Below are 23,162 nucleotides of genomic sequence, written 5' to 3' on the forward strand. Positions count from 1 at the left end.
CAGGCGGGAGCATCCCGCCGTACGGCGGGACCGGCACGTCGTATGTCAGGAGCGTCAGCGTCGGAAGCAGGGGATGTCATGAGCCGTCCGGAATCCGCCCAGGCGACCGACGCCGCGCGCACCTCTCACCTGTCCCCCACGCGCGCGCTCGACCTCGACCCGCTGCTCGACGACCCGAAGACCCGCATCGTGGTGTGCTGCGGCTCGGGCGGCGTCGGCAAGACCACGACCGCGGCGGCGCTGGGACTGCGGGCCGCCGAGCGCGGGCGCAAGGTGGTCGTCCTCACCATCGACCCGGCCCGCAGGCTCGCCCAGTCGATGGGCATCGACTCCCTGGACAACACCCCGCGCCGGGTGAAGGGCGTCGAGGGTCAGGGCGAGCTGCACGCGATGATGCTCGACATGAAGCGCACCTTCGACGAGATCGTCGAGGCGCACGCGGACCCCGAGCGGGCGGCCGCGATCCTGGGCAACCCCTTCTACCAGTCGCTCTCGGCGGGCTTCGCGGGCACGCAGGAGTACATGGCGATGGAGAAGCTCGGGCAGCTGCGCGCCCGGGACGAGTGGGACCTCATCGTCGTCGACACGCCGCCGTCCCGCTCAGCGCTGGACTTCCTGGACGCACCCAAGCGGCTCGGCTCGTTCCTGGACGGCAAGCTGATCCGCGTCCTGCTGGCCCCGGCGAAGGTGGGCGGCCGTGCGGGGATGAAGTTCCTGAACGTCGGCATGTCGATGATGACGGGCGCGCTGGGCAAGCTGCTCGGCGGCCAGCTGCTGAAGGACGTACAGACCTTCGTGGCCGCGATGGACTCCATGTTCGGCGGGTTCCGGACGCGCGCGGACGCGACGTACAAGCTGCTCCAGGCGCCCGGGACGGCGTTCTTGGTGGTGGCCGCGCCGGAGCGGGACGCGCTGCGCGAGGCCGCCTACTTCGTGGAGCGGCTGGCCGCCGAGGACATGCCGCTCGCCGGTCTGGTGCTCAACCGGGTCCACGGCAGCGGCGCCGCCCGGCTGTCGGCCGAGCGGGCGCTCGCCGCCGCGGAAAATCTTGAAGAGCCCGGCATTGTGGATCAGGAGGGCGGGAAAGCTGGACTTCGTAACTCCCCCGACACGTACGAGAGTTCAGAATCGGCTCCCGAAGAAGGCTCTCCCGCCGCTCCTGAGGCAGGCTCCCCCGCCCCGGACACGGAGCGCACCGCAGCCATGGGCGAGCCGCAGCCCGTCGCTCCACCATCGGCCACCGGGCATGTGGAGCGGTCCGTCGACCAACTCACCGCAGGTCTGCTGAGGCTGCACTCCGAGCGCATGCAGCTGCTCTCCCGTGAGCAGCGCACGCGTGACCGCTTCACCTCACTGCACCCCGAGGTGGCGGTGGCCGAGGTGGCCGCACTGCCCGGCGATGTCCATGACCTCGCGGGACTGCGGGACATCGGAAACCGGCTCGCGGCCCATCGGCCGGAGCTGCCCGACCCCGCGGCCGGCACCTGAGGAAGTTCCGGGAGGAGGCCTTCCTGGCCCCCTCAGCCCTGTCCCCTCAGCTCACCGCCGCGAAGTCCTCGTACACCTGGTCGTCGTCGAGCGGCAGGATGCCCGCGCCCCGCTCGTACTCCGTGCGTGCGGTCTCCAGCAGCCGCCGCCAGGAGGTCACGGTGGGCCGCCTGCGCAGCAGCGCACGGCGCTCCCGCTCGGTCATCCCTCCCCACACGCCGAACTCGACGCGGTTGTCCAGCGCGTCCGCCAGGCACTCCGTGCGCACCGGGCATCCGGTGCACACCGCCTTGGCCCTGTTCTGCGCTGCTCCCTGAACGAACAGTTCATCCGGATCGGTAGTGCGGCAGGCCGCCTGCGCACTCCAGTCGACTACCCAGCCCATACCGGCGCCGTCCTCTCCCGAATCGAGGCTCCCCCACGGCGGCAGCGGCATATTCACCGCCGCCAGTTGAGGACGTTACGGAAGGTGGGCACAGCGCAACACCCCCTTCGGGCCCAATCTTGAATGGCCCGAACGGACTATGCGTAAGCGGCAGATCACCCGGGGGAGTGAGCTGGCGACATGCGTGACTTTCCCGGCAAACCGGGACAGTTCTGTTGAGTCACAACGGACGCCGGATGACACACAAGGCGGATTCGGACACGTCCCCACCAAAAAAGTGAGGAACCTCCGGAACGATTCGGGGTCGCCGGACGTATTGATACGTGGCCGCACTGCTGTGACAGTTGAGAGCAGCTTAGGCCAACGCCTGCATGCCTGTCCGGCGAATGGGCTGCATCCGCGAGCGTGCTCTGCTCGCGCACGGTCGGCCCTCGGTTCGCTCATCTCTACGGTTTAGGCTGCCCCCATGCCAAAGAAGCGCTCGGGCGGTGGGCTGTCGCCAACGCAACAGGCCGCCAAGTTCCTCGGTGTCAGTGTGCTCGCGGGAGCCGTGCTGGCCGGTATCGCGTTGCCCGCCGTCGGCGCGCTGGGGCTCGCGGCCAAGGGTTCGGTCGAGAGTTTCGACGAGCTCCCGGTCAGTCTCAAGACGCCACCGCTGAGCCAGCGCACCACGATCCTGGACGCCAAGGGCGACCAGATCGCCTCGGTCTACTCGCGCGACCGTACGGTGGTCGACCTCAAGGACATCTCGCCCTACATGCAGAAGGCGATCGTCGCGATCGAGGACGCCCGCTTCTACCAGCATGGCGCGGTCGACCTGAAGGGCGTCCTGCGCGCCCTCAACCGCAACGCGCAGAGCGGCGGCGTCACCGAGGGCGCGTCCACGCTCACCCAGCAGTACGTGAAGAACGTCTTCGTCGAGGAGGCCGGCGACGACGCGACGAAGGTCGCGCAGGCCACCCAGCAGACCCTCGGCCGCAAGATCAAGGAGCTGAAGTACGCGATCCAGGTCGAGGAGGAACTCGGCAAGAAGAAGATCCTCGAGAACTACCTGAACATCACGTTCTTCGGCCAGCAGGCGTACGGTGTCGAGGCCGCGTCCCAGCGCTACTTCTCCAAGTCCGCCAAGGACCTCGAGCTCCAGGAAGCGGCCCTGCTCGCGGGCATCGTCCAGTCGCCGAGCCGCTACGACCCGGTCAACGACGAGGCCGAGGCCACCAAGCGGCGCAACATCGTCCTGCAGCGCATGGCCGATGTCGGCGACGTCTCCCAGGCGGATGCCGACAAGGCCAAGGAGGCACCGCTCGGCCTGAAGGTCAGCAAGCCCAACAACGGCTGCATCACCGCGGTCAAGGGCGCCGGCTTCTTCTGCCAGTACGTCGAGAGGGTCTTCCTCAGCGAACCGGTCTTCGGCAAGAACCGCGAGGCCCGCGCCAAGATCTGGAACCGCGGCGGCCTGACCATCACGACGACCCTCGACCCGCAGGCCCAGGAGTCGGTCCAGGCCTCGCTCAAGGACCACGTCAACCAGGACGACAAGGTCGCCGCCGCGACCACCCTCGTCGAGCCCGGCACCGGCAAGATCCTCGGCATGGGCCAGTCGAAGCCGTACGGCTACGGCAAGAACGAGACCGAGTACAACTACTCCGTCGACGCGGCCTACGGCGGCTCCAACTTCGGCTTCCCGACCGGTTCGACGTTCAAGCCGTTCGTCGCGGCGGCCGCGCTGGAGGAAGGGCGCCCGCCGACGCAGGAGTACCCGTCGCCGTACGAGATGGAGTACCCGAGCCCGGTCCAGACGTGCGACAGCAAGCCGTGGACCAACCTGAACGGCGAGAAGCTGGAGAACGAAGCCGAATCGGAGCGCGGCCCCTACCGCCTGCGGAAGGCGATGGAGCTGTCGGTCAACACCTACTTCGTGCAGATGGTCGCCGACATCGGCCTGTGCCCGGTGGTCAACATCACCGACAAGCTGCAGGTCCGGCAGGGCAACGGCGACAAGCTCCCGGAGACCCCCTCGGTCACCCTCGGCTCGATCGGCCTCTCCCCGCTGACGATGGCGAGCGCGTACGCCGCCTTCGCCTCCCGCGGCATGTACTGCACGCCGATCGCCATCGAGTCGATCTCGCAGAAGGTCGGCGGGGAGCAGAAGTCGCTCGAGGTGCCCAAGTCGACGTGCTCACGGGCGATGTCCGAGCAGACCGCCGACACCATCAACACCCTGCTCCAGGGCGTGGTCGACTCCGGCACCGGCAAGGAGGCCGGTCTCACCAACCGCCAGAGCGCCGGTAAGACGGGTACGACGGACGAGCGCCGCAACGCCTGGTTCGTCGGCTACACGCCGAACCTCTCGGGCGCCGTCTGGGTCGGCAGCGCCACCCAGAAGGTCAAGATGCGGAACATCTACATCGGCGGCCAGTACCACGACCTCGTCTACGGCGGCCGGGTCCCGGGCCCGATCTGGCGGGACGCCATGAACGGCGCCCTCGACGGCAAGCCCGACGAGAGCTTCAACACCGTCGACATCCCGGAGGACAAGCCGGATCGCGGCCGGGGTGACGAGGACGAGGACGGCGACGAGAACGGCAACGACGACGGGAACAACGGCGACGAGTTCATCGGCGGCCTGATCGGCGGCGGGAACAACAACGGCGGCGGCAACAATGGCGGCGCGGACGGCGGTACGTCCCCGTCGCCCTCCTTCTCGATCCCCGAGGGCTGGTGGCAGGGGCAGTCGAACGGCGGCGGCACAGGCGGGCGCGGCTGACGCGGCCTTGAGAAAGGGGACGGCCCCTGTCCTTTCGTACGAAGGGACAGGGGCCGCCTGTCGTCAGAGGCGGAGCGGTCGGTGGCCACACCGCCCGCCCGCCGTGCCGTAAGTGTCAGCCGGCGAGCAGCTTCTTGACCGCCGCGGCCACGCGGCCGCCCTCCGCCTGGCCCGCCACCTTCGGGTTCACGATCTTCATGACGGCGCCCATGGCCCGCGGGCCCTCGGCGCCTGCCGCCTTGGCCTCCTCGACGGCCTGGGCGACGATCTGGTTCAGCTCGTCGTCGCTGAGCTGCTTCGGCAGGTACGTGGCGAGGACCTCGCCCTCCGCCTTCTCCCGCTCGGCGGACTCGGCACGACCACCCTGCGCGAAGGCCTCGGCCGCCTCACGGCGCTTCTTCGCCTCGCGGGTGATCACCTTCTGCACCTCGTCGTCGGAGAGCTCGCGCTTCTCCTTGCCCGCGACCTCCTCCTTGGTGATCGCGGCGAGCGTCAGCCGGAGCGTCGAGGAGCGCAGCTCGTCGCGCTCCTTGATCGCGGCGTTGAGGTCTTCCTGCAGCTTCGACTTGAGCGTGGTCATGCCGTCGATTGTCGCAGGTGTGGGGCGCGGAACGCCCGTTGATTTCAAGGGGCCTGCGCGAGAACGCCGTACCGCGGGCGGCCCGGCACGGGGACTTCGCCGGTCTGACACGATGGTCGTATGCGCGCGCGATACGGAGTACCCCTGGGCATCACGGCGGTTGGCGCCGCCGGACTGTTGTATTCGGCGGGTTTCGAGGCCCGTTCCTTCCGGCTGCGACGGGTGACGGTCCCCGTCCTGCCCGCGGGCATGCGTCCGCTGCGTGTGCTCCAGGTCTCCGACATCCACATGGTCGGCGGCCAGCGCAAGAAGCAGCGCTGGCTGCGCTCGCTGGCAGGCCTGCGCCCGGACTTCGTGATCAACACCGGCGACAACCTCTCCGACCCGGAGGGCGTACCGGAGGTGCTGGACGCGCTGGGCCCCCTGATGCAGTTCCCGGGGGCGTACGTCTTCGGCTCGAACGACTACTACGGCCCGAAGCTGCGCAACCCCGCCCGCTATCTGCTGGAGAAGGCCCAGGGCCGCCACGGCCTGAACGGCAACGCGCCCGCCGTCGGCGCGATCCACAACCCCTGGGAGGACCTGCGCGACGGCTTCGACGCCGCGGGCTGGCTCAACCTCACGAACACGCGCGGGACGCTGAAGGTCGAGGGCGTGTCGGTGGAGCTCACCGGCCTCGACGACCCGCACATCAAGAGGGACCGCTACGAGCGGGTGGCCGGGGGCCCGTCGGGCGCCGCCGACCTCGCGCTCGGCGTGGTGCACGCGCCGTACCTGCGCGTCCTGGACTCCTACACGGCCGACGACTACCCCCTGATCCTGGCCGGCCACACCCACGGCGGCCAGCTCTGCATCCCCTTCTACGGCGCCCTGGTCACCAACTGCGACCTCGACACGGACCGCGTGAAGGGCCTGTCCACGCACACGGCTCAGGGCCGTACGTCCTACCTGCACGTCTCGGCAGGCTGCGGCGCGAACCGCTACACGCCGTTCCGGTTCGCTTGCCCGCCTGAGGCGACGTTGCTGACGCTGGTGGGGCGGGAGTAGGGGCTGGTGCTGGTGCTGTGATGCGGTGATGCTGGTGGGGCCGGGGTAAGAGGAGAGGCCTCGGGGCGGATACGCGGGCCGGCGGCCGGGCCCACCCGGATTGACTGGGCCGGCGTGGCTTTGCTTGGCCTGACCCTGTCCCCTGAGCTGGCCCCGCCCCCTGGCCGGACCGTCCCGCAGGGCCGCTCGGCGTAACCCGCACGGACCACCCGTATCGCCCGTTTTGCCCACCCTGCTTAGCGTGAGGGCATGACAGCCCCGATACCCAGGGACATCCCGGACCTCCCCGCGATACCGGGCATCCCCGCGTTGCTGCCGTCCCACGTCCCCGCCACCGCGGTGGTGGCCCCCGCCCGCCGCCGCCTGGCAGCCGTGTACCGCCTGCTGGTCGCCCTGGTCGCGGCCGCGGCGGTCGCCATCGAACTGACCCTCGGCAGCCCTGTGCGAGCCCTGAGCCACTTCGCGATCCAGGCCAACATCCTGCTGGCCCTGGTCTTCATCCTCTCGGCCCGCCGCGCCTGGACCGCCCGTCGCCCCCTGCCCTCCGCACTGACGGGCGCCACGCTGCTCTACGCCCTGGTCACGGGCCTCGTCTACCACCTGCTGCTGGCCAACGAGTCGAGCCCCTACGCCCTCCCCGGCGTCCTCACGGGCGAGGCCGCGAACCCCACGGACTGGCACGCGATCACCACTCAGGTCCTGCACACGGCGACGCCCATCGCGGCCCTGCTGGACTGGCTGCTCCTGACGGCCCCCGGTCAGCTGCACCTGCGCCCGGCGGCGACCTGGCTGGTCTACCCCCTCGCCTACCTGGCGTTCACTTTGTCCCGAGGCGAGCTACTCGTGGCCGGCACGCCGGCCCGCTATCTCTACCCGTTCCTCGACGTGGCCCGGCACGGCTACAAGAGCGTCCTCGGCAACGCCCTCCTCATCGGCCTCGCCATCTACGCCCTGGCCATCGCCCTCGTGGCCCTCGACCACGCCCGCCCCAACCCCATCCGCCACCGGGTCCACCACCGCACGAAAACCGGATTTCGTCTCCAGCCACCCGTGGGCTAAAGTAAACGACGTCGCCGCGACAGCAGCGACATCGGGGTGTAGCGCAGCTTGGCAGCGCGCTTCGTTCGGGACGAAGAGGTCGTGGGTTCAAATCCCGCCACCCCGACATAGGTCAGAGGCCCATTCGCTTGATCGCGAATGGGCCTCTTTCATGCCCGGGGGCCAAACAGGGGGCCAAACGAATTTGATCAGGCCAGCGCGTCGCCGCTTCCGATCCTCAGTCTCCCCCTCTTCCTGATCTTCGGCGAAGATGTCATCCATTGCTTCGGCGCCCTGCGTGATCACGGGCCGAAGTTGCTTGCGGTAGACCGCTTCCGTGGTGGCTTGGCTGCTGTGCCCAACCAAGAGCGCGATTCGCTCCACTGGGATGCCGTGGTCAGCGAGAGGAGAAGCCCGGTTTCCTGCCGCGGTGACGGAGCATCTGCTTTCCGTGGTGGTCAACTGGCCCTCGGTGTGGCCTGACCGACGAGTCTTGCGCGCCGTGCTGGTCTGTACGTCGAATACCGACTCACGGGAGGCTGACGCCATGCGGAAACTGACCTTCGCCATGAACATGAGCCTGGACGGCTACATCGCCGCGCCCGGCGACGACCTCGGCTGGAGCGTGTCGAGCGACGAGCTGTTCCAGTGGTGGTCCGACCGGGTGGACGCGACGGGCCTGGCGCTGTACGGGCGCAAGCTGTGGGAGACGATGAGCTCCCACTGGCCGACCGCCGACAAGCAGCCGGGTGCCACACCGGCGGCGATCGAGTACGCCGGCCGCTGGCGGGACATGCCGAAGGTGGTGTTCTCCTCTACGACCAGCACGGTCGACTGGAACACCCGTCTGGTCACCGGCGACGCGGTCACCGAGATCACCAGGCTCAAGGCCGACGACGGCGGCCCCATGGACATCGCCGGTGCCACACTCGCCGCGGCCGCCATGCGGGCCGGGCTGATCGACGAGTACGTGATCGTCACCCATCCGGTCCTGGTGGGCGGCGGCACGCCGTTCTTCACAGCCCTGGACAACTGGGTGAACCTGAACCTGGTGGAGACCCGGACGTTTCCCGACGGCGTGCTGCTGACCAGGTACGAGACCAGGCGCTGACCGCGCGACTGGCGTCCGGGGTCATGCCACGTCGGAAGGTCGGTCGCCCTGCCTGATCACAGCTCTGACCAGCATCGACTACAACGTCACCGCAACTTCCCAGGGGGCCAAACAGGGGGCCGAACGTCACAGCCGCGATCGGACGGTCCTGGACCGTAATGGACAGTGTCGGAGCCGAATAGGCGGGCCGGCGACCCTCGAGGCAAGCCCAGGCCCCCGTGATCGCGTTCGGGACGAAGAGGTCGTGGGTTCAAATCCCGCCACGAGAATTCCGGGATCCACCATCACCGTCTGGGACACCGGCGAAGCAGAACTCGACCACGCAGACGTCGAGAGCGGTCAGGTCCGCCGGCCCGCCCTGAGCACCGCCTCCTCCAGACAGAGGAGGATGTGTTCAATGCGCTGTCAGGCCTCCTGCTATGGGTGCGATTTCCAGCCCGTTGCGCGGACCGCAGCGTGGTCCAAGATCCCCCGGCCCACCGATCTCGCCTGCGAGGAGAGGCCGACATGAAACCCGGGCGACAGGCCCCACCTCTGCCCGCCAGAATCCGAGCATGTCCACCGGCGTAAGCGGAATGATCGAGTGCAGGCCATGGGCCCAGGTCCGGGGCGGGGACGACGAGGATGCGGTCTGGACGGCCGCGATCGACCTGTTCCTCCTCAACACCGGCAACGCCTACGACGCACTCGCCTGCCTCTTCGGCGTGCGCAACTCCTTCGGGTTCCGGCCACTCGCCGAGGAACGCGGCCTGCCGGAAGACGCATCCGACGGGGTACACGCCGACTTCACCGCCTACGGCGGAGCCGAGGGCGTCCACAGCACAACTTGGATCACCTGGGCCGAGCTGAGCGCCACCGACTGGGACGAAACCGACGGCTCCGGCACACGCGGTACGGACTGCCGTTGCGCAACGGGGCGATGCCCACCTCAACACGGAACGGAAACCCGCTGCAGGAGCTGAAGAGCGTGTCCGCAGCTTCGCCAACAGCCGGCCCACCCCTGGCGGCGGCACACACCTGCTGGGCTTCCGCGACGGAGTGACGGCCGCGGTCAACGCCTACGCACGTGAGCGACGAGTGCTGCCGGCGGCGGACCTCGATTTCAGCGCCGATCGGATCGGCGAGGGCCTGACGGCGGTCGTGTCCGTGAAGCTGGACCATCCCTCGTTCGAGGGCGCCACCCGCGGAGTACTGGGCAACCCCGCAGTACGCGCCTGCGTCGATGTGGCCGTCCGGGAGCACCTCGGAAGCCGGCTGGAGGGACACCCGGAGCAGGCCGCGGACGTCGTCGACCGGATCGTCGCAGACGCCCGCAGGAGCTGAGCGGAAGCGGTCGACGCGGAGGACGGACGACAGCGGGTCGTACGACCGCGCATGCCTGCCGCCAGGACACCATCGGTCCCGGTGGGCCGCTCCACGGAAGGCGTCGACGCGGCGCTCACCATGCTGCTGGATGCGCTGGGAAGCGGCCGTGAAGCTCTGACCTTCGTTGGTGATGAAGAGACGGGGTACGAGGCCCCGGGGCAGTCTCAGCCCTGAGCTCGCCGGTACACCACTCAGCCGCGTCGTCCGGCACCGGTCCCTCCCCTCGTGGGGACCGGTGCCGAACGGCGAGGAGGTGTCGACCCGTGGGTGACGTGCCGTGTCGGCGAGTCAGTGCGGGTCGAGCTGGATTGGGGCGGCGTCGGGGGCTCGTCGTTCCTGCGAAAAAGAATCGTGTCGAAGGTGTCCGAGAACATGCGGCGCCATGAGTGGTCTCTCCGGGCTCTGGGCTGGTGGCCTGCCTGGGCGTCGCGCGGGAGATGCGCAATTGCGTCATGATCCTGCCAGTCGAGCGTGCCGGAGAGGAGCATCCGGTCTCCGGACGCCGTCTTAGCCGCAGGTCAGCCATATAAAGTGAGTTTTCCGGTCCGGAAGACCAGGTGGGGCGGAGTAGCGGCGGAGTAAGGGAGTGGAGGCCTTGAGTTCCGACTCGGCGGCGCGCACAGCGTTCGCGGAACGGCTCGCGCTGCTCTACAAGGAGGCCGGCAACCCGCCGCTCAAGAGTGTGGCCGACGCGGTCGTACGGCTTCAGCGGGTCGACGAGCGGGGGCGTCCCGTACGGGTGTCCGCTCAGCGGATCAGTGACTGGCGTCGGGCCAAGAACGTGCCGGCCCAGTTCGCCGCACTGTCAGCCGTACTGCATGTCCTGGTTCCGCAGGCGCGCCGCGCGCGGCCCACGCCCGTGTCCGCCGGGCTGTACGACCTGGGGCAGTGGCAGCGGCTGTGGGAGCGGGCCACCTCAGGGGAAGAGGAGGACCTCCAGGCTTCGGTCGAGGCGCCCGCGGGTGCCGGCGGGGTGTGCCCCTATCGGGGGCTGGCCTCGTACCGGCAGCAGGACACCCGGTGGTTCTTCGGGCGGGAGCGCAGTACCGACGCGCTGGTCGCTCAGCTCCGCGCCGTGGAGAAGACCGGCGGTCTCGTCATGCTCGTCGGTGCCTCGGGGGCCGGCAAGTCCTCCCTGCTGAACGCCGGTCTGGTGACTGCCCTGCGCAACGGCGCCCTGGGCGGGGCGGGGAGCAGCGGTCCGGCGGGCGCTGTGGTGCAGCTCGTGCCGGGCGCCGATCCGCTTGCCGAACTGACCCGTCGGATACCGGAACTCGCCGATGTCGTCCGGTCGGCGGACGTGGCTGACGTGGCGGGCTCGGGCTGGCGGGCGAAGTACGGGGACGAAACCGGCGCCGAGGAGCTCCGTGCCGACTTCGGGCGCCGCACACGCGCCGCCGTCCTCGCCTGGGCCCGGCGCGAGGCCTCCGGCGCCGGCGCTGATGCCGGTGCCGACGCCGACGCCGATCCAGAGCGCTCCTCCGGCGCCGGCACTTCCACCGACTCCGTCGCCCCCGCCACCCCGCCCGTCCTCATCGTCGACCAGTTCGAAGAGACCTTCACCCTCTGCCCCGAAGAAGCAGACCGCCGCACCTTCGTCCAGCTCCTCCACGCCGCCTGCACCCCCGCCGAACCCGGCGACCCGCCGCCCGTTCTCGTCGTTCTCGGCATACGTGCCGACTTCTACGAGCAGTGCCTCGCGCACCCGGAGCTGGCCGACGCGTTGCAGCACCGGCACATGGTGCTCGGGCCGCTCACAGCCTCGGAGTTGCGGGAGGCGGTGACCGGGCCGGCCAAGGCCGTGGGGCTGGAGTTGGAGCCGGGGCTGGCGGAGCTCATCGTGCGGGAGGTGAGTGCGGACGGGCCGCGGGGGACGCATGACGCGGGGGCGTTGCCGCTGCTGTCGCACGCGCTGCTCGCCACCTGGCAGCGGCGCAAGGCCGGGCGGCTGACGCTGGCCGGGTATCGGGCGGCCGGCGGGATTCAGGGTGCCGTGGCGGCCACCGCCGAGCGGGCCTGGTCCGGCCTCGATCCGGCGGCGCGTACCGCAGCGCGGCTGCTGCTGCTCAGGCTGGTCCGGCTCGGCGAGGACACACAGACGACCCGGCGGCGGGGAACGCGGCGGCAGTTGGCGAAGGAGTCGACGGACCCGAACAAGACGGAGGAGTCGCTCGAGGCGCTGGTGCGGGCCCGGTTGGTCACGCTGGACGCGGAGACCGTGGAGATCACGCACGAGGCGCTCCTGCATGCCTGGCCGCGGCTGCGGGACTGGATCGACGAGGACCGGCAGGGCAATCTGCTGCGCCAGCGGCTGGAGGAGGACGGCCGGGCCTGGGAGGAGTCCGCGCGGGACGCGTCGCTGCTGTACCGGGGCTCCCGGCTGGAGCAGGCCCACAGTTGGGCGCGGTCCGCCGGGGACACGTACCTCACCCGGGGCGCGGTGGAGTTCCTCGCCGCCTCGGTCAGGCTGCGCAGGCGTACGGTCTGGATCATGCGGAGCGCGGTCGCGGCGCTGCTCGCGCTGGTGATGGTGGCCGTCGGGGCGGCGGTGGTCGCCTGGCAGCAGCGGGACGACGCCGTGTACGCGCAGGTGCTCGCCGAGGCCGACCGCTTCCAGTACACCGACCCGTCGCTGTCCGCCCAGCTCGACCTGGTGGCGCACCGGCTGCGCCCGGACGACGAGGACACCAAGAGCCGGCTGATCTCGATCGTGAACGCCCCGCTGGCCACGCCCCTGCGCGGCCACACCGGCGCCGTCTACCTGACCACCTTCAGCCCGAACGGACGGCTCCTGGCCACCGCCAGCTACGACCGGACCGTACGGCTGTGGGACGTCTCCGACCAGGAGCGGCCCGAGCCCCTGGGCGAACCCCTGGCCAGGCACCGCAGTTGGGTGAGCAGCGCCGTCTTCAGCCCGGACGGCAGCACCCTCGCCAGTGCCTCGGACGACGGCACGGTCCGGCTGTGGGACGTACGGCAGCCGAACCGGCCGCGTCCGCTCGGGGCGCCCCTGACCGGGCACGACGCCACGATCTACCTGGTCGCCTTCAGCCCTGACGGCCGTACGCTCGCCTCCGTCAGCGAGGACCGGACCGTACGGCTGTGGGACGTCAGCGATCCGGAGCGGGCCGAGCCGCTGGGCGAGCCGCTGACCGGGGCCGGCGCCGCCGTGCGGTCGGTGGCGTTCAGCCCGGACGGCAGGACGCTGGCGGCCGGGGGCGACGACGACACCATCCGGCTGTGGGACGTGGCCGGACCGGACCGGCCGAAGGCGATCTCCTCGCTGAGGGGACACACCGACCTGGTGCACTCCGTCGCGTTCAGCCCGGACGGCCGCACCCTCGCCAGCGGCAGCGCGGACGACACGATCCGGCTGTGGGACGTCTCCGACCCCCGCCGTGGCCGGCAGCTCGGCGCACCGCTCACCGGGCACACCGGCCCCATCTGGTCGGTGGCCTTCAACCCCGACGGCGACATGCTCGCCGCCGCCAGTGCGGACAGCACGGCGAGCCTGTGGAACGTCAGCGACCGGGCGTACCCCTCGCAGGTCGGCGAGCCGCTCGCGGGTGCCAGTGGGGAGATGTACGCGCTCGGGTTCAGCCCCGACGGCCGCACGCTCGCCACCGGCAGCGGCGACAGCAAGGTCAGGCTGTGGTCGATCCCGACGGCAGACATGATGGGGCGCAGCGGGGCGTTCCGCCCGGACGGGAAGGTCCTCGCCACGGCCGCGCGCGACGGGCGGATCCGGCTGTGGAACGTTTCGGCTCCCGGCCGGCCCGTGCCCCTGAGCACACCGTTCATGCCCGCGGACGGCTACCAGCGCTCGATGGTGTTCTCCCCAGACGGCCGCACCCTCGCCGTACGGACCGGGCACCGGGCGCTGTACCTGTGGAACGTCGCCGACCCGGCCCGACCGGTCCTGGCCGGGTCGCCCCTCACCCTGCACACCCGCTTCGCGGGCCCGCGAAGCCTGGCCTACAGCCCCGACGGGCGCATACTGGCCACCGCCTACGACGACCGCACCATCCGGCTGTGGAACGTCGGCGACCCCGCCCGTGTCGTGCCGCTCGGCGCACCGATCAAGGGGCACGCCGGCTACGTCAACTCCCTGGCCTTCAGCCCGGACGGCCGTACGCTCGCCAGCGGCAGCGCGGACACCACGATCCGGCTGTGGAACGTGACCGCCCCGCGCCGCCCCGCTTTGCGTGGCGCACCGCTCACCGGGCACGCCGGGCCCATCAACGCGCTCGCCTACAGTCCGGACGGCCATACGCTCGCCAGCGGCAGCGACGACGACACCGTGCGGCTGTGGGACGTCACCGACCCGCACCGGGCGACCCCGCACGGGGACCCCCTGACGGGCCACACCGAAGCGGTCGTCTCCCTGACGTTCAGCAAGGGCGGGCGCTACATGGCCAGCGGCGGCAATGACAACTCGGTCCGGCTGTGGAACGTCGCGAGCCCGTCCGACGCCTCGGCCATCGGCCAGGCGATGAGCCCGAACGCCACGACGGGCAACTTCCTGTCGTTCAGCCCCACCAGCCACATGCTCGGCGTCTCCAGCGGCACCGACACCGTGCGGCTGTGGAACCTGGACGTCGACCAGGCGATCACCCGTGTCTGCGCGACCACGCACGGCGTGCTGACGCGGGAGAAATGGCACGAGTACCTGCCTCGGCTCTCGTACGAGCCACCGTGCGCGAAATAGGCCCGCCCGTGGGGACGTACGGCCCGCGGCCCCCTGCTCCGACCCGCTCCGTGCGCTCAGTGACGGGGAGGGAACGCAAGTGGCATGACGGGGGTGCGGCGGACAGCGGTTTCCGTGATCCCGATCACAACGCGTCATCGCAGCGGATGAGGCGGCTCCCACGAGGCAGGCAGCCTTGTTACTGTTGGCCCCAGCCCGATCGCTGGTGCATCCCCCGTCGCCAGCGGTCGGGCCTTCGCATGTCTGAAAGGTGGTGAGGGCCGCCTTGTCCCGGCGCGTCATCGTCGTCACCGCTGTCCACGGCCCGTCGGCGGCGTTCCTGCCGCAGGCCCACCGGTCACTGTGCGCACAGGAGTTGCCGCCGGGCTGGGAGTGGCACTGGGTGATCCAGGAGGACGGACAGACCGACGAAGTCCGCCCGTACGTCCCCGACGACCCGCGGGTGACCTTCCGTCAGGGCCGCCCCGGAGGCCCCGGAGTGGCCCGCACGGTCGCGCTCGCGCACACCGAGGGCGAGTACGCCAAGATCCTGGACGCCGACGACCAGCTCACCCCGGGGACGCTCGCCCGCGACCTGGCCGTGCTCGAGGCCGACTCCGCCGTCGGCTGGACGACCTCACGGGTCCTGGACCTGCTGCCGGACGGCTCGACGGCCGGCTTCCCCGGCGACCCGGACGACGGGCCGATCGAGCAGGGCGCCGTACTCGACTTCTGGCGGGCGAACGACTTCCGCGCGCAGGTCCACCCCGCGACCCTGTGCATACGCCGGGACCTGCTGCTCGCCCTCGGCGGCTGGATGGCCCTCCCGGCGTCCGAGGACACGGGCCTGCTGCTCGCGCTCAACTCCGTGAGCCGGGGCTGGTTCTCGGCGGAGGCGGGGCTGCTGTACCGGAAGTGGGACGGCCAGATGACGGGTCAGTCGGCGCACGTCGACCCGGCGGAGCGGCAGGCCCGGATGGCGGTGGTGGAGGCCAGGGCACGGGCGTTGGGCTCGTTCGGGTGGCAGTACCCGACCGGTCCGTGAACGCCGTCACCCGGTGAGGGAGATGGCCTGGGACGGGCACTTCTCGGCGGCCTCCCGCACCTGCGGGTCGTCGCCGCTGTCCTCCCGCCCCGGTCTGACCACGCCGTACTCGTCCACGAAGTCGAAGACCGACGGAGCCCTGTGCACGCACTCGGCTGAGCCGTAACAGAGGTTGGTGTCGATCGAGACCTTCATCCGTGCTCCCGTCGCGGACCGCCGTCGCCTACACGACTGAACTGCCCAGCCACCACGCCCCTTTAATCACCGACCCAGCCCTGACCCAGCCCTGACTCACCCCTGATCAATCACGACCCGTCACTGGTCAAAGGGGAGTTCGAGCATCCGGATCGCGTTTCCGCGCAGCAGCTTGTAGGCCACCTCGTCGGAGAGCCCGCCGACATGCTCCGCGGCCACCCGCTTCGTCTCCGGCCAGGTCGAGTCGACGTGCGGGTAGTCCGTCTCGAAGGTCGCGTTGTCGACGCCGACCGTCTCGATCGCCTCGATGCCGTGCTTGTCGCGGAAGAAGCAGCAGAAGATCTGGCGGTAGTAGTACGTCGACGGCGGCTCCGGGATCAGGTCCTTCACACCGCCCCAGGCCCGGTGCTCCTCCCAGACGTCGTCCGCGCGCTCCAGGGCGTACGGGATCCAGCCCATCTGGCCCTCGCTGTACGCGAGTTTCAGCCGGGGGAACTTCACCAGGACCCCGGAGAAGAGGAAGTCCATCATCGACGCCATGGCGTTGTTGAAGCTCAGCGAGGCCTGCACGGCGGGCGGGGCGTCGGGGGACGCGGCCGGCATCTGCGACGAGGACCCGATGTGCATGTTGACGACCGTGCCGGTCTCCTGGCAGGCCGCGAAGAACGGGTCCCAGTAGCCGGAGTGGATGGACGGCAGCCCGAGATACGTCGGGATCTCGCTGAACGTCACCGCCCGCACCCCGCGCGCCGCGTTGCGATGGATCTCCGCGACCGCGAGGTCGATGTCCCACAGCGGGATCAGGCACAGCGGGATCAGCCGGCCGCCGCTGTCGCCGCACCACTCCTCGACCATCCAGTCGTTGTAGGCGCGCACACACGCCAGCCCGACCTCCTTGTCCTTGGCCTCGGCGAAGGTCTGGCCGCAGAAGCGCGGGAACGTGGGGAAGCAGAGCGAGGCCTCGACATGGTTGATGTCCATGTCCGCCAGCCGGGCCTTCGGGTCCCAGCAGCCGCGCCGCATCTGCTCACGCGTGATGCCGTCGAGCGTCATCTCGTCCCGGGAGAAGCCGACGGCCGCGATGATGCGCTTGTACGGGAACAGGCCGCCCTCGTACTCCCACCAGTCGGTGATCTGGCCCGCCGGGTCCGTCGTGAACCGGTACTTCCCACCGACGTACTCGAGTTCCCCGATCCCCGCGGTGAGGGGCTTGGGGCCCCGGTCCCGGTACTTGGCCGGGAGCCAGGTCTCGAAGAGGTGCGCGGGCTCGATCACGTGATCGTCCACGCTGATGACTTTGGGCAGGTCCTTCGTGCCGCTCTCGGTACTGGCCACGCCATGCCTCCCGAATCTGACGACCCATCAGATTCAGCGTAGGGGGCGTGCCGGGGACCGGCAAGAGAGGGCACTCGTCAGCTGTTCCAGCTCTCGTCGTACGGGTCCGTCGGCGCCGCCACCGGCTTCGCCGCCGTGACCTCGATGAACGGGATCGGGCCGCCGTTGACGGGGTCCTCGGCGCGGCGCGGGACGTAGGTGCCGGTGACCCGGAGCCAGGTGTCCGGCTGGAGGACCGGCGGGACCTGGCCGGTCAGGGCGACCTTGACCGGCTGGGCGTCGGCGGCACAGCAGTTGAGGGCCATCCGCACGAGGTAGGGGGTGCCGTCGCGGTCCAGGGCCAGGAAACCGGTGAGCCGGACCTGGCGGTGCCGCAGGGTGCGGCCGTGGTCGTAGACGGCGCGGCCCGCATAGTCGACGAGGCTCAGGCTCAGGGGATCGGCGGCGGGGAGGGCGGGGTAGGCCAGGGGCTCCTGGAGGGCCGTACCGGTGCGGGTCGCGCTGTAGGAGCCGAGGGCGGGCGGGGCCACCAGAATCAGGGCGAGGAGGGGGAGGACGAGGAGCCAGGAGATGCGGGGTTCGCGGTGACTGTGGTCCTCGTGGGCCTCGTGGCCGTCGCGGGCCTCGTGGCCGTCGTGGACCTCGTGGCCGTCGTGGACCTCGTGGCCGTCGCGGGCCTCGTGACTCCCAAGAGCCTGGTGGCTCTCCTGGCTCTCCTGGTTCTCGTGGCCCTCCGCGTGGTCGGCAGCGTGCTGCTTCTGCCGCCGTGCCCGCTTCCGCTCGTACCAGACCGTCGCCACGGCCGCCGCGACCAGTACCGCGCCGGCCACCAGCACCAGCGGGCGCAGGCCCTGCTTGACGTACCGCAGATAGAGGTCGGTGGTGGCCGCGTGCAGCAGGGACGCGCCGAGCAGGAAGAGGACCGCCGACTGGGCCTGACGGTTCACAGGATCACCGCCCCGACCAGCACCGACACGACCACGGCCAGCACGAACGTGGCCGGTGCGAAACGCAGGGCGAAGGCGCGGCCGAAGGTGCCCGCCTGCATCGCGAACAGCTTCAGGTCGATCATCGGGCCCACGACGAGGAAGGTGAGCCGGGCCGTGAGCGAGAACTGCGTAAGCGACGCAGCCACGAACGCGTCCGCCTCCGAGCAGATCGACAGCACCACGGCGAGGACCGCCAGGGCCAGGACCGACAGCACCGGGTTGTCCGCCGCCGTGCTCAGCCACGTCTCCGGGACCACCGCCTTGAGCGTCGCCGCCGCCATCGCGCCGACCACCAGGAAGCCGCCGGCGTGCATCACGTCGTGCCGGACGGAGCCCCAGAAGGCCTCGCCCTTGCTCTGGCCCTCGTAGGCCTGGCGGGACGGCGGTTTCAGCCAGTCCGTGCGGCCGAGGCGCAACCACAGCCAGCCCATCGCGCAGGCCACCAACAGGCTCGCGACCAGGCGGGCGAGGACCATCTCCGGGTTGCCGGGGAACGCGACCGCCGTCGCCGTCAGCACGATCGGGTTGACCGCGGGCGCGGACAGCAGGAACGCCAGCGCCGCGGCCGGGGTCACGCCGCGCCGGACCAGTGCCCCGGCCACCGGCACGGACGCGCACTCGCAGCCCGGCAGCACCGCTCCCGCCGCTGAGGCGACCGGGACGGCGAGGGCGGGACGGCGGGGCAGGGCACGGGCGAAGAAGGACGGCGGCACGAACACCGCGATCGCCGCCGACAGCAGCACGCCGAGCACCAGGAAGGGCAGCGCCTGGACCATGACCGCGACGAACACCGTCGTCCAGCTCTGCATGACCGGTGCGGAGAGCGCGCGGCGGATCGGGCTCTGGAGGAGCACCAGCCCGAGCATGAGCATGGTGAGCAGGAGCGAGGAGTTGAGGTGCCGGCCCTCCTCCCCGGCCCGCCCCCGCGGTGTGCGGCGGCCATCGCGGTCGTCGGTCCCGCCGTCCGTCTGCTGCGGGGCCGCTTTGGTGATCGCCACGGGCGAGGTACCTCCGGTGGTGCGGTAGGGCGCTGGCTTCCCTCCCCTCCAGTACGGCCCGGCGCGAGCGGGCGTTCAGACCCGAGGTGGCCACTTCTGGAACCACCCGTCACATTGAGGCACTCTTTTCCCTCGTGGCGAGCGTTCCGAATCAGGGCTTAGGGAGTGACACGGCCGCACACATGGTGGTGTGCGGCGACGACGGGCTGGCGCACCGGCTGGCCGCCGAGTTGCGTGGGGTGTACGGCGAGCAGGTGACGCTCCTCGTGCCACCCTCCGAGCGCACGGTACGACCACCGGTCGTGGGCCGTGCCCGGGCCGCGTCGGCGGCGTTGCTCGGGGCGGTCAGCGCGGCCGTCAACCGTGCGGGCGGCGGGGCCGGCGGAGGCAGCGAACCGGCCGGGAGCATCCGGATGGTGGAGGCCCCCGAGGCCACGGAGGCCGCCCTCGCCGACGCGGGCGTGGAACGGGCCGACGCGCTCGCCCTCGTCTATGACGACGACGAGACCAACATCCGCGCCGCCCTCACCGCCCGCCGCCTCAACCCCCGCCTCCGGCTCGTCCTGCGGCTGTACAACCGGCGCTTGGGCCAGCACATCGAGGAACTCCTCGACCAGGCGGCCGCGTTGGCGACGGGCGCCGGGGACGCCGGACTCGACGCTTCCACGACCGTTCTGTCCGACGCCGATACGGCCGCCCCCGCGCTGGCCGCCACGGCCGTCGCCGGCACCACCAAGGTCGTACAGACCGACGGCCTGCTGCTGCGCGCGGTGGAGCGCCCGCCCCTGCGCCCGGGGCAGGCGGCCCCGGCCGGGCTTGCCACGCTGGCCCTGCTGTCCACGACCAGCAACGACCCGGCGGGGACGGACGGTTCGGAGAACGGCGACGAAGAGGGACCGCTGCTGCTGCCGGACGCGGCGGCCGTGCAGGAGGCCAGGGGCCGCGGGACGGTCGTCCTTGAGCAGGTGTCGTACGCGGGTCCCTCCCTGCCCTCGGGGCGAGGCGTCGTACCGTCGTTCGCCTCGCTGTTCTCACGGCGGCTCAGGTGGTCGCTGGCCGGGCTGGTCGGGTGTGTGGCCGCGCTGGCCGTCGCGCTGACGGTGGTGACCGGGGAACACCCGCTGTACGCCACGTACATGACCCTCCTCGACCTCTTCGCGATCAACGAACCCGCCCTCCACCAGTCCCTGGCCCGGCAGATCCTCCAACTGCTGTCCGGGCTGATGGGTCTGCTGCTGCTTCCGGTCCTGCTGGCGGCGGTCCTGGAGGCCCTCGGCACCTTCCGCTCCGTGTCCGCCCTGCGCAAACCGCCGCGCGGGCTGGGCGGGCATGTCGTGCTGCTCGGCCTGGGCAAGATCGGCACCCGGGTGCTGACCCGGCTGCGCGAACTGCACATCCCCGTGGTGTGCGTGGAGGCCGACCCCGACGCGCGCGGGATGGCCACGGCGCGGCGGCTGCGGGTGCCTGTGGTGCTCGGGGACGTCACGCAGGAGGGGGTCCTGGAGGCCGCGAAGATCCACCGGGCGCACGCGCTGCTCGCTGTGACCAGTGCCGACACCACCAATCTGGAGGCCGCGCTGTACGCCCGCTCCGTGCGGCCGGACCTCCGCGTGGTCCTTCGGCTGTACGACGACGACTTCGCCACCGCCGTGTACCGGACCCTGCGGGCCGCGCACCCCCATGCGTCCACGCGCAGCCGCAGCGTGACGCATCTGGCCGCGCCCGCGTTCGCCGGGGCGATGATGGGGCGGCAGATCCTGGGGGCGATTCCCGTCGAGCGGCGGGTGTTGTTGTTCGCCGCGGTGGATGTGGGTGGTCATCCACAGCTTGAGGACAAGACCGTCGGTGAGGCCTTCAGGGCCGGGGCGTGGCGGGTCCTGGCGCTGGATCGGACGCCGCGGGACGAGCGGCGCGATGAGCGGCGGGAGGAGCCTGCGGTGGAGGAGGCGTACGAGGAGCGCGGCGGGGTGGGTGGTGGTGTGTCGGGGTGGGTGTGGGATCTGCCCGACGCGTATGTCCTGCAGAAGGAGGACCGGGTGGTGCTCGCGGCTACTCGGCGGGGGTTGGCGGAGTTGTTGGGGAGGCGGTCGCGGGAGCGGGCGGGGGCTTAGGGGGTGTTTTCGCCCCCGCCGCCCCTACCCTTCCCGACCTCCAGGGGCTGCCGCCCCTTCGACCCCGGCTCCTGGGGGCTGCCGCAGACGGGCTGAAATGCCCGGACCGACATCGAGAAGTGCCGGCCTCAAGCAGCCGAGCCCCCCAAGTGCCGCTCCGCGAAGTCCAGTTCCAGGCGTACCTGTTTGATTCGCTCGTCCACGACCAGGGAACCGTGGCCCGCGTCGTAGCGGTACACCTCGTGTACCGCCCCGCGGGCCTCCAGGCGCTTGACGTAGTTGTCGATCTGCCGGATCGGGCAGCGGGGGTCGTTCACGCCGGCCGCGATGTAGACCGGGGTCTTCACCTGGTCGACGTAGGTCAGGGGGGACGAGGCCTCGAAGCGTTCCGGGACCTCTTCCGGGGTGCCGCCCAGGAGGGTGCGGTCCATGGCCTTCAGGGCTTCCATCTCGTCGTGGTACGCCGTGACGTAGTCGGCGACGGGGACGTTCGCGATGCCCAGGGTCCATGCGTCCGGCTGGGTGCCGAGGCCGAGGAGGGTGAGGTAGCCGCCCCAGGAGCCGCCGGTCAGGATGAGGCGGGCGGGGTCGGCCAGGCCGGAGGTCACCGCCCATTCGCGGACCGCAGCGATGTCCTCCAGCTCGATCAGGCCCACCCGGTGCTTGAGCGCGTCCGTCCAGGCACGCCCGTAGCCCGTGGAGCCGCGGTAGTTGACCCGCACCACCGCGTACCCGTGGTCCACCCAGACCGCCGGGCCCGCCGCGAACGCGTCGCTGTCGTGCCAGGTGGGGCCGCCGTGGATGTCGAAGACGGTGGGGAGGGGGCCCTCGGCGCCCGCGGGACGCTGGACCAGTGCGTGGATGCGGCCGCCCGGCCCCTCCACCCACACGTCCTCCACGGGGACCGAACCCGGGGACTTCAGGCCGGGCGGATCCAGCACCACCCGTCCCGTCGTCGACCGCACTGCCGACGGCTCCGCCGCCGACGACCACAGGTACTCCACGCTGCCGTCCGGACGGGCCGTCGCCCCGGACACCGAGCCCGCCGGGGTCGGGATCCGCTCCAGCTCACGCCGGGCCAGGTCGTACCGGAACAGTTCGCTGCGGGCCTCGAAGCTGTGCGCGATCAGCAGGCCGGTCCCGTCCGGGTACCACTCGGCGCTGACGTCACCGGGCAGCTCCAGCGCGAGGTCCGTCTCCTCCCCCGTCGCCACGTCCCACACCAGCGGCTCCCAGCGGCCACGCCGCTGGTGGCCGATGAGCAGGCGGGCGTCACCGTCCACCGGGGCGAAGCCCAGGACCTCCAGGCCCAGCTCCTGCGTGCCGCCCTTGGTGTCGTCGAGCTCGGCGACGGCCGAGCCGTCGGAGCGCAGGACGCGCAGCGCGGAGTGCATCGCGTCGCCGTGCTCGGTGTGTTCGACGGCGATCAGCGTGCCGTCGTGCGAGAGGTCTCCGACCCCGGCGGACTCGCGGTGGCGGTAGATCTCCACCGGGGGCTCGCCGGTGCGGGCCAGATGGACGGTCGTGCCGTCCTCGTCCGTCGAGCGGCCCACGATCGCCGTACGGCCGTCCCGGCCGAGGGCGAGGCCGGCCGGGTAGGACGGGTCCAGGCCCGGCGCCGCGAGCTCGTCCTCGCCGCCGGTGAACGGCTGGCGGCGCCAGACGCCGAACTCGTCGCCGTCCTTGTCGTCGAACCACCAGATCCACGCGCCGTCCGGGGTCAGCACGCCGTCCGTCGTGCCGTTCGGCCGGTCGGTCACCTGGCGCTGCTCTCCCGTCGCACGGTCCCAGGCGTACAGCTCGTACGTCCCTGTGGCGTTCGACACGAACAAGGAGCGGTCCGGGGCGTCCTCCGCCCAGTCGGGCAGCGACACCCGGGGTGCCCGGAAGCGCTTCTCCCAGTCCGGCATGGCCTTGCCCGGCGTGCCCTTGTCCTGCATGTGGTGATCCCGCGAATCGGACCCGTGGCTCTCAGTCATGGCCCCATAGTGCCTGGCCCGGCCCACCATTCGCTGGCGAGG

18 protein-coding genes and 1 tRNA gene are annotated in these 23,162 nt (G+C 70.9%); 12 read left to right on the plus strand and 7 right to left on the minus strand.

Annotated elements, in window-relative coordinates:
* Nucleotides 1-78: 78 nt before the first annotated feature.
* On the plus strand, nucleotides 79-1,488 hold the full coding sequence (locus tag OHT51_RS19675; protein WP_328880236.1) for an ArsA family ATPase: 1,410 nt from the start codon (nucleotides 79-81) through the stop codon (nucleotides 1,486-1,488).
* A 46-nt stretch (nucleotides 1,489-1,534) separates the two neighbouring features.
* Here the strand turns inward: OHT51_RS19675 and wblA are convergent, their stop codons facing one another.
* Nucleotides 1,535-1,873 (minus strand): transcriptional regulator WblA, encoded by a 339-nt coding sequence (gene wblA / locus OHT51_RS19680; RefSeq protein WP_328880237.1) that lies wholly within the window; start codon nucleotides 1,871-1,873, stop codon nucleotides 1,535-1,537.
* 466 nt (nucleotides 1,874-2,339) lie between these two features.
* Between wblA and OHT51_RS19685 the strand changes: the two genes are divergently transcribed.
* A complete protein-coding gene (locus OHT51_RS19685; RefSeq protein WP_328880238.1) occupies nucleotides 2,340-4,640 on the plus strand; it encodes a transglycosylase domain-containing protein in 2,301 nt (766 codons plus the stop codon).
* A 115-nt stretch (nucleotides 4,641-4,755) separates the two neighbouring features.
* On the opposite strand, the gene OHT51_RS19690 is transcribed toward OHT51_RS19685, so the two are convergent.
* Entirely contained in the window at nucleotides 4,756-5,220 is a 465-nt protein-coding gene (locus tag OHT51_RS19690; protein WP_328880239.1) for a GatB/YqeY domain-containing protein, read from the minus strand.
* A gap of 120 nt (nucleotides 5,221-5,340) precedes the next feature.
* On the opposite strand from OHT51_RS19690, the gene OHT51_RS19695 reads away from it, so the two are divergent.
* The 9 genes from OHT51_RS19695 (at nucleotide 5,341) to OHT51_RS19740 (ending at nucleotide 15,513) form a co-directional block, all read left to right on the plus strand.
* Complete coding sequence (locus tag OHT51_RS19695; RefSeq protein ID WP_328880240.1) at nucleotides 5,341-6,267, plus strand: metallophosphoesterase; 927 nt, start codon at nucleotides 5,341-5,343, stop codon at nucleotides 6,265-6,267.
* A 249-nt stretch (nucleotides 6,268-6,516) separates the two neighbouring features.
* A complete protein-coding gene (locus OHT51_RS19700; protein ID WP_328880241.1) occupies nucleotides 6,517-7,326 on the plus strand; it encodes a Pr6Pr family membrane protein in 810 nt (269 codons plus the stop codon).
* 32 nt (nucleotides 7,327-7,358) lie between these two features.
* A tRNA-Pro gene (locus OHT51_RS19705) sits at nucleotides 7,359-7,432 on the plus strand.
* Between the two features lie 420 nt (nucleotides 7,433-7,852).
* Nucleotides 7,853-8,416 (plus strand): dihydrofolate reductase family protein, encoded by a 564-nt coding sequence (locus OHT51_RS19715; RefSeq protein WP_328880242.1) that lies wholly within the window; start codon nucleotides 7,853-7,855, stop codon nucleotides 8,414-8,416.
* Nucleotides 8,417-8,970: 554 nt separating this feature from the next.
* The gene (locus tag OHT51_RS19720; RefSeq protein ID WP_328880243.1) at nucleotides 8,971-9,378 is read left to right on the plus strand and encodes a hypothetical protein; all 408 of its coding nucleotides are present in this window, start codon (nucleotides 8,971-8,973) and stop codon (nucleotides 9,376-9,378) included.
* 55 nt (nucleotides 9,379-9,433) lie between these two features.
* Entirely contained in the window at nucleotides 9,434-9,739 is a 306-nt protein-coding gene (locus tag OHT51_RS19725; RefSeq protein WP_328884380.1) for a hypothetical protein, read from the plus strand.
* 81 nt (nucleotides 9,740-9,820) lie between these two features.
* Nucleotides 9,821-9,955, plus strand: a complete 135-nt coding sequence (locus OHT51_RS19730; RefSeq protein WP_328880244.1) for a hypothetical protein — start codon at nucleotides 9,821-9,823, stop codon at nucleotides 9,953-9,955.
* 412 nt (nucleotides 9,956-10,367) lie between these two features.
* Nucleotides 10,368-14,489, plus strand: coding sequence for a WD40 repeat domain-containing protein (locus tag OHT51_RS19735; RefSeq protein WP_328880245.1), 4,122 nt, complete (start codon nucleotides 10,368-10,370; stop codon nucleotides 14,487-14,489).
* Nucleotides 14,490-14,754: 265 nt separating this feature from the next.
* Nucleotides 14,755-15,513 carry a glycosyltransferase family 2 protein gene (locus OHT51_RS19740; protein ID WP_328880246.1) on the plus strand — a complete coding sequence of 253 codons (759 nt, stop codon included), beginning with the start codon at nucleotides 14,755-14,757 and terminating at the stop codon, nucleotides 15,511-15,513.
* Nucleotides 15,514-15,519: 6 nt separating this feature from the next.
* On the opposite strand, the gene OHT51_RS19745 is transcribed toward OHT51_RS19740, so the two are convergent.
* From OHT51_RS19745 to OHT51_RS19760, 4 genes are all read right to left on the minus strand, one after another.
* Nucleotides 15,520-15,708, minus strand: a complete 189-nt coding sequence (locus OHT51_RS19745; protein WP_328880247.1) for a ferredoxin — start codon at nucleotides 15,706-15,708, stop codon at nucleotides 15,520-15,522.
* Between the two features lie 120 nt (nucleotides 15,709-15,828).
* On the minus strand, nucleotides 15,829-17,043 hold the full coding sequence (locus tag OHT51_RS19750) for an amidohydrolase family protein (RefSeq protein ID WP_328880248.1): 1,215 nt from the start codon (nucleotides 17,041-17,043) through the stop codon (nucleotides 15,829-15,831).
* A gap of 77 nt (nucleotides 17,044-17,120) precedes the next feature.
* Nucleotides 17,121-17,990 (minus strand): TIGR03943 family putative permease subunit, encoded by an 870-nt coding sequence (locus OHT51_RS19755; RefSeq protein ID WP_328880249.1) that lies wholly within the window; start codon nucleotides 17,988-17,990, stop codon nucleotides 17,121-17,123.
* Nucleotides 17,987-19,030: a permease gene (locus OHT51_RS19760; protein WP_328880250.1), complete on the minus strand. Its 1,044-nt coding sequence runs from the start codon at nucleotides 19,028-19,030 to the stop codon at nucleotides 17,987-17,989. Before OHT51_RS19760 ends, OHT51_RS19755 begins: the two co-directional genes overlap by 4 nt.
* A 182-nt stretch (nucleotides 19,031-19,212) precedes the next feature.
* Here OHT51_RS19760 and OHT51_RS19765 point away from each other — a divergent pair, with 182 nt between their 5' ends.
* Entirely contained in the window at nucleotides 19,213-21,141 is a 1,929-nt protein-coding gene (locus OHT51_RS19765) for an NAD-binding protein (protein ID WP_328880251.1), read from the plus strand.
* 128 nt (nucleotides 21,142-21,269) lie between these two features.
* Here the strand turns inward: OHT51_RS19765 and OHT51_RS19770 are convergent, their stop codons facing one another.
* Nucleotides 21,270-23,120 (minus strand): S9 family peptidase, encoded by a 1,851-nt coding sequence (locus OHT51_RS19770; protein ID WP_328880252.1) that lies wholly within the window; start codon nucleotides 23,118-23,120, stop codon nucleotides 21,270-21,272.
* Nucleotides 23,121-23,162 lie beyond the last annotated feature (42 nt).

It is taken from the genome of Streptomyces sp. NBC_00299 (genome assembly GCF_036173045.1).
Classification (GTDB): Bacteria; Actinomycetota; Actinomycetes; order Streptomycetales; family Streptomycetaceae; genus Streptomyces; species Streptomyces machairae.